17 protein-coding genes are annotated in these 11,755 nt (G+C 39.4%); 4 read left to right on the top strand and 13 right to left on the bottom strand.

The window, feature by feature from the left end; all coding sequences use genetic code 11:
- Window positions 1–7: 7 nt before the first annotated feature.
- The 3 genes from LC091_RS12240 (at window position 8) to rodA (ending at window position 3,320) form a co-directional block, all read left to right on the top strand.
- Complete coding sequence (locus LC091_RS12240; protein WP_226682317.1) at window positions 8–880, top strand: ABC transporter ATP-binding protein; 873 nt, start codon at window positions 8–10, stop codon at window positions 878–880.
- A gap of 143 nt (window positions 881–1,023) precedes the next feature.
- On the top strand, window positions 1,024–2,178 hold the full coding sequence (ftsW, locus tag LC091_RS12235) for a putative lipid II flippase FtsW (protein ID WP_226682316.1): 1,155 nt from the start codon (window positions 1,024–1,026) through the stop codon (window positions 2,176–2,178).
- Window positions 2,154–3,320 (top strand): rod shape-determining protein RodA, encoded by a 1,167-nt coding sequence (gene rodA, locus LC091_RS12230; protein WP_226682315.1) that lies wholly within the window; start codon window positions 2,154–2,156, stop codon window positions 3,318–3,320. The genes ftsW and rodA overlap by 25 nt, the downstream gene beginning before the upstream one ends.
- 109 nt (window positions 3,321–3,429) lie before the next feature.
- Here rodA and LC091_RS12225 read toward each other — a convergent pair whose 3' ends face one another.
- From LC091_RS12225 to LC091_RS12170, 12 genes are all read right to left on the bottom strand, one after another.
- Window positions 3,430–3,732 (bottom strand): gas vesicle protein, encoded by a 303-nt coding sequence (locus LC091_RS12225; protein ID WP_226682314.1) that lies wholly within the window; start codon window positions 3,730–3,732, stop codon window positions 3,430–3,432.
- 30 nt (window positions 3,733–3,762) lie between these two features.
- Window positions 3,763–4,047, bottom strand: coding sequence for a gas vesicle protein K (locus LC091_RS12220; protein WP_060665532.1), 285 nt, complete (start codon window positions 4,045–4,047; stop codon window positions 3,763–3,765).
- Window positions 4,008–4,262 (bottom strand): gas vesicle protein, encoded by a 255-nt coding sequence (locus tag LC091_RS12215; protein WP_168865282.1) that lies wholly within the window; start codon window positions 4,260–4,262, stop codon window positions 4,008–4,010. The genes LC091_RS12220 and LC091_RS12215 overlap by 40 nt, the downstream gene beginning before the upstream one ends.
- Before the next feature lie 19 nt (window positions 4,263–4,281).
- Entirely contained in the window at window positions 4,282–5,103 is an 822-nt protein-coding gene (locus LC091_RS12210; protein ID WP_226682313.1) for a GvpL/GvpF family gas vesicle protein, read from the bottom strand.
- 2 nt (window positions 5,104–5,105) lie between these two features.
- Entirely contained in the window at window positions 5,106–5,369 is a 264-nt protein-coding gene (locus tag LC091_RS12205) for a gas vesicle protein GvpG (protein ID WP_226682312.1), read from the bottom strand.
- Window positions 5,369–6,130, bottom strand: a complete 762-nt coding sequence (locus tag LC091_RS12200; RefSeq protein ID WP_226682311.1) for a GvpL/GvpF family gas vesicle protein — start codon at window positions 6,128–6,130, stop codon at window positions 5,369–5,371. Before LC091_RS12200 ends, LC091_RS12205 begins: the two co-directional genes overlap by 1 nt.
- On the bottom strand, window positions 6,120–7,034 hold the full coding sequence (gvpN, locus tag LC091_RS12195; protein ID WP_226682310.1) for a gas vesicle protein GvpN: 915 nt from the start codon (window positions 7,032–7,034) through the stop codon (window positions 6,120–6,122). The genes LC091_RS12200 and gvpN overlap by 11 nt, the downstream gene beginning before the upstream one ends.
- A gap of 28 nt (window positions 7,035–7,062) precedes the next feature.
- On the bottom strand, window positions 7,063–7,323 hold the full coding sequence (gene gvpO / locus LC091_RS12190; RefSeq protein WP_226682309.1) for a gas vesicle protein GvpO: 261 nt from the start codon (window positions 7,321–7,323) through the stop codon (window positions 7,063–7,065).
- An 87-nt stretch (window positions 7,324–7,410) separates the two neighbouring features.
- The gene (gene gvpA / locus LC091_RS12185; protein ID WP_148989232.1) at window positions 7,411–7,671 is read right to left on the bottom strand and encodes a gas vesicle structural protein GvpA; all 261 of its coding nucleotides are present in this window, start codon (window positions 7,669–7,671) and stop codon (window positions 7,411–7,413) included.
- Between the two features lies 1 nt (window position 7,672).
- Window positions 7,673–8,092: a hypothetical protein gene (locus tag LC091_RS12180; RefSeq protein ID WP_226682308.1), complete on the bottom strand. Its 420-nt coding sequence runs from the start codon at window positions 8,090–8,092 to the stop codon at window positions 7,673–7,675.
- On the bottom strand, window positions 8,037–8,231 hold the full coding sequence (locus LC091_RS12175) for a hypothetical protein (RefSeq protein ID WP_226682307.1): 195 nt from the start codon (window positions 8,229–8,231) through the stop codon (window positions 8,037–8,039). The genes LC091_RS12180 and LC091_RS12175 overlap by 56 nt, the downstream gene beginning before the upstream one ends.
- 364 nt (window positions 8,232–8,595) lie before the next feature.
- The gene (locus LC091_RS12170) at window positions 8,596–8,835 is read right to left on the bottom strand and encodes a YueH family protein (RefSeq protein WP_226682306.1); all 240 of its coding nucleotides are present in this window, start codon (window positions 8,833–8,835) and stop codon (window positions 8,596–8,598) included.
- A 161-nt stretch (window positions 8,836–8,996) separates the two neighbouring features.
- On the opposite strand from LC091_RS12170, the gene LC091_RS12165 reads away from it, so the two are divergent.
- Entirely contained in the window at window positions 8,997–9,593 is a 597-nt protein-coding gene (locus LC091_RS12165; protein WP_226682305.1) for a biotin transporter BioY, read from the top strand.
- Between the two features lie 473 nt (window positions 9,594–10,066).
- Here the strand turns inward: LC091_RS12165 and LC091_RS12160 are convergent, their stop codons facing one another.
- Entirely contained in the window at window positions 10,067–11,398 is a 1,332-nt protein-coding gene (locus LC091_RS12160) for a Na+/H+ antiporter family protein (protein ID WP_226682304.1), read from the bottom strand.
- Window positions 11,399–11,755 lie beyond the last annotated feature (357 nt).

Raw genomic sequence — 11,755 nt, 5'->3', positions numbered from 1 at the left:
ATATTAAATGATAAGACTAAATCATATTTTTTGGAAATACAAACACTTTTCCTTAGAAATCGATGAATTAACCCTTCATCCTGGAATAACGATCCTAGTAGGTAATAACGGGTCTGGAAAGTCTACACTTCTGCACCTCTTGGCAACCGCTACTCGCGCACCACGGGGGACAATTTATTACCAGGATGATACGATGGATACAGACCTTCCTTTAGTTAGAAGTAAAATTGGATTTGTGCCGACAGGAGTGGAACTATATCCGGATTTCACTCCTGTGAAATTATTAATGTATATGGCCCAGCTTAAAGGTCTTAGCAAAGACTATTCCATGCGCCAAATTGAGGAACTAATCAGTGTGTTTCATCTCCAAGACGTTAAAAAAAAGAAAATCAAAAGACTATCACAAGGTATGCAGCAAAGATTGGCGCTTGCACAGGCATTTCTCGGAAAACCCAGCTACATTTTTTTGGATGAACCTCTAAACTTTCTCGATATCCATGAGAGGAAAAGTTTATTAAACTATGTAGCGAAACTCGCTCCACATTGTGTCATACTTGTAGCCACACATGAATTGAATGAATGGGGGCCGGTGTGCAATAGTGTTTTATGGATGTATCAAGGTAGAGTTGTCTATTCTGGGAGCAAATTAATGTGGACACAGCAACTTCCCTTAAAAGTTTGGACCGGTGAACTGCAAGATAGCTTATACGAAAACTTTTCATCCCAACACCTTATCGTTTATGCAGGTAGAGTTAAAGATCAGCTGGCCGTCAGATGTGCTAGCAACGTTAAACCTATATTAGGTTTTGTAGAAGCACAACCAACCATGGAAGATGCTTTCTTTATTAGAAAATACACAAAAGAAGCTAGGGAAAAATAGCTTCTTTTTTCTTTAAGCACTGATAAACGCTGTTACACAAGTTTCACATATTCCCAATATCTTTGTAACAGTGTGGTATTGTATAATAATATTGGGGAATTATTTTCTTCGTGAAACCAGCCTTTTTAAAGGAGTATTAAAGAATGATAAATTTTTTCAAAAAACTTGATTGGTTACTGTTAACAGCTATCGTGTTGTTATGTATATACGGTTTAATAATGATTTACAGTGCCGGGATGTTGCTAGGCTATGAACTTCATGAGGACTACGCTTATTTCTTTAATCGCCAGAAAACTTGGCTTTATTTAGGAATACCCGTTTTTATAGCTGCTATCATCACTCCTTATAAGCTATACGACAGGTTGACTCCTCTATTGGTAGGATTATCAGTTCTCTCATTAATACTTGTATTAGTACCGTTTATTGGAAATGAAGTGAATGGAGCACGGAGTTGGTTTCAAATAGGGAGTATCAGTGTACAACCCGCTGAAATTGCAAAATTGGTCATGATTATATATTTTGCAAGGGTCTATGCAAGAAAACAGCCGTATATCCATCAATTTAGTAAAGGAGTTGCTCCTCCACTAGCTGTACTTATTTTAATATTATTTTTAATAATACTTCAGCCTGATGTTGGAACAGGCTCCATGATTACCATTGCCTGCGGAGCTATCCTTATTTGTTCTGGAGCTAGATGGAAGCATATCCTATTACTTGGCTCTGTTGCAGCTTTAGGAATTTTCATTCTTGCCAAAACTGCCAGTTATCGTTGGGCAAGGATTACATCATTCGTTGACCCTTTCGGAGATGCCTCTGGTTCAGGCTTTCAGCTTGTTGAATCGTTCATTGCCATTGGAAATGGCGGGCTTTTAGGAAGAGGCTTGGCGCAAGGAGTACATAAACTTGGCTATTTGCCAGAAGCCCACACAGATTTTATTCTCGCAGTTATTTCGGAGGAGCTTGGGATCTTTGGAATATTGACTTTGTTCTTACTTTACGGAATTGTGCTTGTAAGAGGAGTTAGGGTCGGGGTTTCCCTAAAGGATCCTTTTGGAAAACTTCTTGCTTTCGGTATTACTTTTCAAATAAGCAGCCAGGTGTTCATTAATGCCGGTGCTGTAAGTGGGTTAGTTCCAATTACAGGTATCACACTTCCTTTCATCAGTTATGGAGGGTCTTCCCTGCTTATCACTATTTTTGCAGCAGGCATTCTAGTTCACCTATCGAAACATGCAACCATCGCGAGAGAAGCTAGAGAGGAGACAGAAACTACATGGGGACAGAAAATAACAAGCTAGAGTATAATCGAATAGATTATACTTTGTTATTTCTGCTGTTTTTGCTATTCATTATCAGTTTAGTAGCTGTTTATAGTGCATCGGGTCAATACTTCGTCAATGACCCGTATTATTTTGTAAAACGGCAGATTATTTGGTACATAATTGGGGTAGGAATTATGTTTTCCATCATGTTCTTTGACTATGAACTATTGGAAAACCTAGCCTTACCCTTTTATTTTCTCGGTCTGAGTCTTTTAGTTGCCGTACATTTATTCGGTACTGTCAGAAATGGATCACAACGTTGGATTAATCTTGGTGGATTTATGTTACAACCTTCCGAGTTTATGAAGATATTCCTGCTAATTGTGCTTGCAGGCGTCATCTACAAATGGGTGAAAGAAAAGCATGAATTAGATACTAAGACTCCTATCAGTGTCGTAATCAAAATTATGATCTATTCTCTTCCTCCATTTGGCTTGATACTTTTACAGCCTGATTTAGGAACGGCACTTGTTATTGGAGCCATCATGGTAACCATGATATTTATAAGCGGGACTTCTTGGAGAATACTTACTTTACTAGCAGGAACCATCATCGCAGGCTTGACGACACTTGTTTATTTGCATAACAGCCATATGGAGTTGTTCTCAAAATTCATCAAGCCTCACCAGCTTGAACGAATTTATGGATGGTTAAGTCGAGAAGAATATGCCTCCTCCTATGGGTTTCAGCTTACGGAAGCTTTAAAAGGAATAGGTTCGGGGCAAGTATCCGGTCGAGGCTTATTGGAAGGTGTTCAATCTCAAAGCGGCCGGATACCAGAGGTTCAGACGGATTTCATATTCGCCCTTATTGGAGAGGAATTCGGATTTATCGGAGCAACTCTTGTAATCTCCATTTACTTTATCATGATCTATCGCTTAATTATCATTGCCATTAGCTGTGATAATCCGTTCGGTACCTACTTGGTGACCGGTGTCATCGGTCTATTATCATTTCAGATATTCCAAAACATTGCCATGACCATCGGTTTGATGCCGATTACCGGCCTTGCCCTTCCGTTTATGAGTTACGGAGGAAGTGCTTTGTTAACAAATATGATAGCCATGGGAATTGTCATGAGTGTCAAATTCAGAACGAAGAAATTTATGTTTAACTAGTAAAAACATCTCATCTTTAATTAGATGAGGTGTTTTTCTTTTCAAAGAAAAAACAGTGCTCACCAAAACACTGTCCAACCTAATGTATAAAAGTATAATTGCTAAATCATTATTCCTTCGGTGCTTCTAACCGTTGTTCCAACTGGTCAATACGCTCTAGTAGCTTTTGATTTTGCTCTTGCAATTCTTGATTAACCCCTCTAGAAGAAAAATAAGGATCTGTTTCCCACCAATCCATCCCAATCTCCTTAGCCTTATCAACCGACGCCACAAGCAATCGAATTTTGATAGTCAATAATTCTACATCAGCAAGCCCAATCTTGATATCTCCAGCAATTACTACACCTTTATCGAGTATTTTTTCAAGTACCTCCACTAGGTTACTGGAGTTTGACGGTGTTTGCATTGACATATATAACAGCTCCTTCACACGCTAAAAAAATTATAGAAGATTCCCTAGCGGTCCCAAATTAATGTTCAAATCCTCATCATCTAAGTCGAAAATCTCTTTAAGGTCTTCCATTTTTAATTCCAGGTTCATCAATGCTGTTCCAAGCTTTTCAATTTCCTCATCAGTCAAATTGCCACTATCCACTCTTCTTAGAGCATGTCTCTCGATGAGTTGACGCAATAACTCTATTACCGTTAACACAAGTTGTGACAGCCCCTGTTCCACATTATCTGGATCTAATTGGATCCTGCCGCTCTTTTCTGGTCTATGCTCCATTTCGCTTCCTCCTCGCCAATTATTTTTCTTTCATTGGATTCCATCAGTTTATCTACTGAAGTGATTAGCAATCGCAAATCCAAGTAAATTAAATCAATGTCCGCTATGGAGATGATAAGCTCCCCTCTTAGCACGACACCTTTATCCAAAATGACATCTAAAATGTCCAGTAAAGAAACATCTTGATTAGGGTTTACTCCATATTGCGTTGGCATTTTGTTCCCTACCTTCTGCCTATAAGTTTGCGAAATGATAACATGGCCACGGGCCGGTATACTCCATAGTGAAACCAAGGTCCACGTACTCTTTCTGGAGCTGTTTCACTTGTTGCAGAAAGCCATCTCTATTATTTTTATTTAATAGATAGATACCGTTCCAGTTCATATCTTGCTTTCTACCGGACATCTCTTGGCTCCAGTTCTTCTTCACATCTGACTGGGCACACCATTCACTCAATCTTTCATGAATTTCATCACACTTTTTTCTTTTCACATTCACGACGGCTTCTTCTATTTTTTGCTTCAGTTTTTTTCTTTCAAAAAACTGTCTTCCTGGGCTAAGTGATTCAATTTCTTTTTCATGTTGTTTGATGTCAGCGGAATGTTCTGCTACTTCTTCTTTGATTTTCTTATCGTCACAATAGATTTTTAGATTCCATTCTTCTTTCTGAGCAATATTCTCGAAAAGCTGATGGAATTTCAAACTCTCCGTTTCTATTGTTCTCTCCAAATTCTGTTCATTTTTGTAAATGGTACAGAACTTCAGTGGGATAAGTGTATAGGTGTTATGAAGCTTTTCAAGTGTTTCATGATGATGCAAAGCTTTCACTTGCAGCCATTCCATATCATGATTAACCTTATCTTCAATAACCTCTTCAGAAAATTCCTCTTCATCAATTTCACATAAGATTGCTGTCACTTCGCCTATCTGCCGTTCATATAAGTTATGTCGTCCGTCAATTCCTGCAAATGGCGTCAGTGGGTTTTCTTTTAATTCTTCTGTAGGTATTAATCCGTATAGATAAAACAACGACTTGTCTGTTTTTGTTTCTGTCATGTTCAGCCACCCCCGTCTCTTCTTTTCAAGTCTTCAAACATTCGCTGTTCCCGAAGCTTTGCCACTTCATAACGCTGCAACAATTCTTCTTCTTGTGCATGATATTCTTCTTCTGTAATTTCTTCTGTTTCCATTAACATTTCTAATTGAACCAATTGCTTCTGAATATGATCAATATCATACATTTCCCGGTCCACTTCTTCTTTAATCTTTTCCCCGAGTTTTACTAAAGCTCCCATTGGGCCTGTAAGAAGCTTATGGATCATTAGGCTTCCTTCGCCTTCAGTTTTATATCAATAAAGTTGTAAGCAGGCCATGGACCGGTATATTTGAATTCCACTTTGTCCTGCCACTTTTCATAGATTTTATTTACCAGTTCATCAAACTCTTCCTCATGGTCTCGTTCTATCAAGAAACTTGCATTGATGAGCATCTTGCCTCCAATTGTTTCGTTTTGCTTCGCAGAAACGGCTTTTTCAGCTAATGGTAAGAAAACTTCCTGCATGCAAATTTGCATCTTTTCTTTCATAAATTTCTGCGCCATATCACCCAGTTCTATTCGCTCGTAATAGGAGGCAGCTTCCGATTTCCCGCTGATTTTTTCCTTTAGCTTCATTGCTTTTTGATTCTTGTTGATTTCAGCTTTCAGCCAGTCTTCCTTACCAATTATTTTCAGGCCTACTTCTATTTTATTTTCTATCTTTTTATAGATGTTCTGAAGCTCTGTATATAATGATTTCATGAGAAATTCAACATCTGCTTCTGTCTCAAATACATTTCCGAAGCTCATTGGAATAACCGTCGTCCTCTCCATGAGGGAAGATACGACATTTTGATGGGTTAATAGATTCTCTTTTTTTGGATGATAGATTTTGATTGGAGCTTTAGTAACCACCATAGAGAATTCTTTGTATTCAATGGTAAGTAGCTGGCTGGTTCTTCCCTCCAACACCACTTCTCCCAATTCTATTTTTTTCTGTTCATTTGGTATGACACAAAACGTATAATAGCCAAGATTATTTTCCATTTGTATTCCCTCCAAAAGCTTTCTTGAATTCTTGTGTAATAAGAGATAAAGACCTTGATTGCTTTTCATACTCCATCCCTTTGTGGACGGAATGCAACAGCACATCCACACAAAGTTGTTTGAAATCCTCATTTGCTGTACTCCGTTCCATTTCCTTTTGCTTCGAAATGGTAGCAATCATGATGGCTGCACGGATACCTGGTGCATGCTTGCCTTTATTCAAGCATTTGTCTCTAAGAGCTGAAACAAAATTTGTGATAAGAATGGCATCTTCTTCTGAGATATCTACTTTTTGTTGTAAGATTTCAGTTTCTGCATTTTTTTCCATATATCCAAGTTCCATCGTAATCATCCGGTCCAGCAGTGCATCCTGAGTCTTATGCACTCCGGCATATTCCACAGGGTTACTCGTAAAAATAATGGAGAAATCTTCATGCACCTTTACCCATTTCTCTTCATGCTTGGAACCATACAAGGGAAGAACACCTTCTTCGATAACCGATAGGAAAAGATTGTTTGTTTCTGGTTTGGACCGTGTAAACTCATCGTAAATAAGTGTATATCCGTTTTTTACCGCTTCCAACAAAAGCCCTTCTTGGAAAGACTCTTTCATTGTTTCTTCTTTTTTCATGACCGAGCGGACATAATTATCCACTAATAACTTTTTGGTATATCCATTAAAGTCTCCAAGCAGGTCTGCATTGGTCATTTCTTCATGCCCTTGCAGTACCACCACCGGCCTTTCAAGTTTCCTGGCTACGTGCAATGCCATAGAAGTTTTCCCTACACCAGTCGGCCCTGTAAAATGAACAGGAAATCCATTCTTCAAGTAGTCTACCGTTCTAGCAGAAATCTCTTCCACCTTAGCATGTGTAACAATCTCCTTCTCCAGCTGTTTGTTCATGTCCCACTACCTCCATTGCCAACGGCCCTTACTCATTGTTCAAATCTATTGAGCTTCTAGACCTCAAGCTCCTTCGATTATATGATTCCACTTCCATTTCTTTATTCAGTTTGGCATGATACACACCAACCATCTGGTCTTTGGCATATGCTTTCATATATTCTTTTTCTTCAATTACTTCTACCACGACGTCCCAGCCCTGATCTGTAGGCTGAACTGCTGTAATCTTATATGGAGGTTTTACGAACTCTGTAAAAAAATCCGTTACCTCTTTCAAGACTTTTTTCATACTCACTACCATCCCCGCCTTTTTGGAAAATGGAACAAAGGCACATGTAATATGTGCCTTGATTCCTTAGTATTTAATTATCAAATCTTATGCGTTTTGACGTTCTGTTGATTGTCCGGATAAATGAAATTCTCCATCCATTAAATCATCTCTCAATAATCCAACTGCTTCTGCATAGCGCAACCATGTATCCACACTGGCGATAACGACTCGTGCTTCCACCGTGATCAGTTCGATTCCCACTAGGGACACTCGTGCATAAACGTCAATGACGACTCCCTTATCTAGAATTCTATCGATGACCTCTGCAAGACTTGATCCATCCGTACTTTTTTGAATTGCTGCCATTTTACTTCACTCCTTTAATGTCACTCACATTTGGGATTTGATCGCTTCGTTTCACGGAATTCATTCCATTTAAATCATCAGCCCTCTTCACATCAGAGTAGGTTTTGATTCCACTGGAACGGCTTCCCTTACCGATTTTCTCTTGAAAGTTTTCGCCTGCTTCTTTGACTTTCTTCAATCGATCTCTCACCTTTAATAGTGAGTCTTGCACTTTCTCCTGGATGTCTTCTGCCTTGCTGTGAACTTTGTCTGCAAATTGGTCTGTTGAATCATCTAAATTATCTGATAATTCACCGATTTTCTCTTGCATACTATTCTTCGTTTTTTCCTTCTTATAGTCGACATATTGTTCCGTCGCTTCTTTTCTAGCTTTCTTTAACAGTTTCTTCTTCAGTTCCTTCAGGTTGTTGCTCCCCTTCATCTCGCCGAAAAAATTTCATCACCTTGTTCCGACGTTCTTTTTTTAAAAGTAAAGCCGAGCTTGCTGCGACGCCTCCGACAACTGCTCCTGTTACCCACTTGTTTTTACTAAGTTGCATGGCACTATCTTTCACACTCATTTACATCCACTCCTTTAAATGAATTTTATTCTGTTTCAGGTTATATTCACTCTTAGCACATTCTTTAAACAAAAATCAGGAAAAAGGGTCGTATTCCCTACAGATTTAGTAATTGATTCCTTGCATGAAAACTTTACTTCTGCAAAACAAAATAAGAGACACACCCGCTATTAGCAGGTATGCCTCTTTCCATTTTTATATTTGTCCTTTGAGCTTATACATTAGTTTGTAGGGTGGCGATTGGATTTCTTCTTATACAAAGTCACAGTGAAGAAGACTTCTTTCTACCTGTTTCCTTCCTACTAAGGTCTTCATAACCTTCATGAAGACTCTTCTCCAACTGTTTCCTTGCCACTTTGGTCCCTTACATCTCACGGACCCATTGGACAAGCTTAAGGGATAAGTGCGTCGCATCCTCAGAATTCAGCGCAGACCGAAACTCCTCCTCCAGCCTCTTCGTCAAACCCGTATTATCCTCCTCATACGGAATAATCGTAGACCAATTAATAAACGGAATTGCGATCAGGGTCTGCTCCTCTCTTTTATTCTCATGTATATACACACTAAAAGTATCAACTTGCAAATTTGCTTTCCTAATCTTCATATATGAACTTCCTCCTAATCTTTATAGTTCATATTTTAGCGAGGCAGGCTAAAATATTCAACTTCATCAATTGTTAACCAAAAAGATAATGGTGTTGACAACTACTAAACTTTTAGATTATTATTTTATTGTTAACTACATACAACAAAGGGGTTTACATTATGAAACGTTCACTGTCAACATTGGATATTACCTATGCGGCCATGTTTGTTGCTTTAATGGCAATTGGCGCGAACATTGTATCTTGGATGCCATTCCTTCAAGTCGGTGGTGTTCCACTATCCATGCAGCCATTTTTCTGTGTGTTAGCCGGAATATTATTAGGATCAAGACTTGGAGCCCTTTCTATGATTGTGTATCTACTAGTAGGTATTGCAGGTGCACCAGTATTTGCTCAGTTTAGTTCAGGCTTTGCAACGATTATCGGTCCGACCGGAGGATTTCTACTATCCTATGTGGCTGCCGCTTTTGCAGCTGGACTGATTGTAGAGAAGAAAGCTCAACCGAAATTAGGCACATTTATGTTTGCCTCTTTCATTGGCATTATTCTTATTTATTTTATCGGAACAAACTACATGTTTGTGATTATTAACTATGTTTTAGAAATAAGCACACCTTATGTAGCGGCTTGGACGACAATGGCTCTTTTCGCATTAAAAGACGTCGTGTTTACAATTCTATGCGCATTGCTTGCTGCTAGATTATTCTATGTTGTCAATAAAACAACCAATACACCTTACACACGTAAGGTCGCTTAATAAGACAAACCGGGCAAAGCAGCCCGGTTTTTTTATAGTAAAAACTTTAGTGATTAGTTATTCTCCGCTGTTCCTTTCCGCAAATAGCTTCGCTTTCCGCGGGACGGCGCTTGAGCCTCCTCACTTGTTGCGGGGTCTCAACCTACCATTACTCCCCCGCTGGAGTCTTCGCTATTTGCTCCAATCCACAGCTAGAAACCACGTTGAAATTTTCTGTTTTCAGACAACTTGAAAAGGTGATTTTTCATTACCTTAGTTAATTGAAGTAACCTAGTTGATTGGAGTGGAAGGCGCGTAGACACCCGCGGGAGGAAGGGACAGGTGAGACCCCGGAAGGCGAAGCCTGAGGGGGCTCACGGACCGCCCGCAGGCAAGCGAAGAGCCTGGAACGGAAATCAACCGCACTATATACTTTTTTATTCTTTGACAAAAATCCAGGCTGCAATACACGCAGCCTGGATTTTTGGTATATTTTATAAGATTACCGCAGCAATACAGCCGAAAATAATCAAAGGGATATTGTAGTGTAGAAAAGTAGGTACACATGTATCCCAAATGTGGTTATGCTGACCATCCGCATTCAAACCAGAAGTCGGTCCAAGCGTACTGTCAGAAGCAGGTGACCCAGCATCTCCTAAAGCAGCCGCCGTACCAACAATAGCAATGGTCGCCATCGCACTAAACCCAAGCTCCGCACATAACGGTACAAAAATCGCGGCAATAATAGGAATGGTAGAAAAAGAAGATCCAATTCCCATTGTAATGAGTAATCCGACTAGTAACATAGCGAATGCTGCAATGAGCTGATTAGAACCAATCCATTCTGCAGAAGAAGCAACCAATGTTTCAATATCACCAGTTTCTCTTAAGACACTTGCAAATCCGGAAGCCGCAATCATGACAAACCCAATGAATGCCATCATACGCATACCAGACGTGAGGATAACATCGGTCTCATTGGATTTCATTACTCCCCCTGCATAAAGGATAATAATACCAACAAGTGAACCATAAATCATTCCATCTACGCCAAGCACATCACTTAGATAGACTTGAGTAGCAAGCGAGGTTACTACCGCCACAATAGCAATAATAATAGACTTCTTTGTGTAGGACTCTGTTTCTTGGTCTGCTATAGACTTCTGTACGTATGTTCTCGGCTTTCTATAGCTAAAGAAAACTGCTATAAGAAGTCCAACTATCATTCCTGAAACCGGAATTAACATAGCTGTTGGAATAGATGATAAGCTGATATCCAATCCACTTTCTTTCATATTCGTTTTTAGGATACCGTGAAAAATACCGCCAAACCCAACCGGTAAAAGAATGTATGGTGCTGTTAGACCGAATGTGATGATGGTCGCTGTCAGCCTTCTGTCAATGTTCAGTTCGTTCAAGATTTTAAGTAATGGTGGAATTAAGATTGGAATGAACGCAATATGAACGGGAACCACGTTTTGAGACATAATAGAGACAGCTAAAATGATAAGTAGTATAAGTACTTTAGATAACGCCTTTTTTCTTGAGTCCTCTTTTGTTCCGACAAGCTTTATTGCATTTTCAACAAGAGCATCAGGAAGTCCTGTTTTAGAAAGTGCCACTGCAAAAGCACCCAAGAGGGCATAACTTAGGGCAACCGCTGCATTTCCCCCTAGACCGTCTGTAAAAGTATTAATCGTGGTTTCCAGGCCTAAACCTCCAACCATTCCACCAATAAAAGCACCTGAAACCAGGGCAAGTACAACATTTATTCTAAGTAAACTTAATGTAAGCATAACCAATACGGCTATGATGACTGCATTCATAATAAAGACTTCCTTTCTTTCTGTAAATCATGTAGTTTTCGCTTTAGTTAATTAAATCATTAGAGAATTAGAGTGAAAAAGCATAAAAATAAATTAACATAGATTTGAAAGGACTGTCAACGGAAAAGTTAGGAAGAAGCCAAGGAGGCTCCCTGGCCGCCCTCAGGCCAAGTGAAGCGCATGGAACGGAAATCAAAGGATTGATACTGGACTTCATAGTGGCGATGAAGACGTCTCTTCTACTGATTGCTTGTTACTTGTGTCTTCATAACACCGATGAGAACCTCTCTCCTCCTGATTTCCCTTCACTGATGTCTTCATAACACCGATGAGGACCTCTCTCCTCCTGATTTCCCT

This window comes from Sutcliffiella horikoshii (assembly GCF_020524325.1).
Taxonomy (GTDB): domain Bacteria; phylum Bacillota; class Bacilli; order Bacillales; family Bacillaceae_I; genus Sutcliffiella_A; species Sutcliffiella_A horikoshii_D.
Note: the sequence above shows the minus strand (reverse complement) of the source record. Positions and strands in the feature narration are given on the sequence as shown.

Coding starts and splice junctions, on each gene's coding strand:
- LC091_RS12240 (WP_226682317.1), top strand. CDS start 8: ATGATAAGACTAAATCATATTTTTTGGAAATACAAACACTTTTCCTTA.
- ftsW (WP_226682316.1), top strand. CDS start 1,024: ATGATAAATTTTTTCAAAAAACTTGATTGGTTACTGTTAACAGCTATC.
- rodA (WP_226682315.1), top strand. CDS start 2,154: ATGGGGACAGAAAATAACAAGCTAGAGTATAATCGAATAGATTATACT.
- LC091_RS12225 (WP_226682314.1), bottom strand. CDS start 3,732: ATGTCAATGCAAACACCGTCAAACTCCAGTAACCTAGTGGAGGTACTT.
- LC091_RS12220 (WP_060665532.1), bottom strand. CDS start 4,047: ATGGAGCATAGACCAGAAAAGAGCGGCAGGATCCAATTAGATCCAGAT.
- LC091_RS12215 (WP_168865282.1), bottom strand. CDS start 4,262: ATGCCAACGCAATATGGAGTAAACCCTAATCAAGATGTTTCTTTACTG.
- LC091_RS12210 (WP_226682313.1), bottom strand. CDS start 5,103: ATGACAGAAACAAAAACAGACAAGTCGTTGTTTTATCTATACGGATTA.
- LC091_RS12205 (WP_226682312.1), bottom strand. CDS start 5,369: ATGATCCATAAGCTTCTTACAGGCCCAATGGGAGCTTTAGTAAAACTC.
- LC091_RS12200 (WP_226682311.1), bottom strand. CDS start 6,130: ATGGAAAATAATCTTGGCTATTATACGTTTTGTGTCATACCAAATGAA.
- gvpN (WP_226682310.1), bottom strand. CDS start 7,034: ATGAACAAACAGCTGGAGAAGGAGATTGTTACACATGCTAAGGTGGAA.
- gvpO (WP_226682309.1), bottom strand. CDS start 7,323: ATGAAAAAAGTCTTGAAAGAGGTAACGGATTTTTTTACAGAGTTCGTA.
- gvpA (WP_148989232.1), bottom strand. CDS start 7,671: ATGGCAGCAATTCAAAAAAGTACGGATGGATCAAGTCTTGCAGAGGTC.
- LC091_RS12180 (WP_226682308.1), bottom strand. CDS start 8,092: ATGAAGGGGAGCAACAACCTGAAGGAACTGAAGAAGAAACTGTTAAAG.
- LC091_RS12175 (WP_226682307.1), bottom strand. CDS start 8,231: ATGAGTGTGAAAGATAGTGCCATGCAACTTAGTAAAAACAAGTGGGTA.
- LC091_RS12170 (WP_226682306.1), bottom strand. CDS start 8,835: ATGAAGATTAGGAAAGCAAATTTGCAAGTTGATACTTTTAGTGTGTAT.
- LC091_RS12165 (WP_226682305.1), top strand. CDS start 8,997: ATGAAACGTTCACTGTCAACATTGGATATTACCTATGCGGCCATGTTT.
- LC091_RS12160 (WP_226682304.1), bottom strand. CDS start 11,398: ATGAATGCAGTCATCATAGCCGTATTGGTTATGCTTACATTAAGTTTA.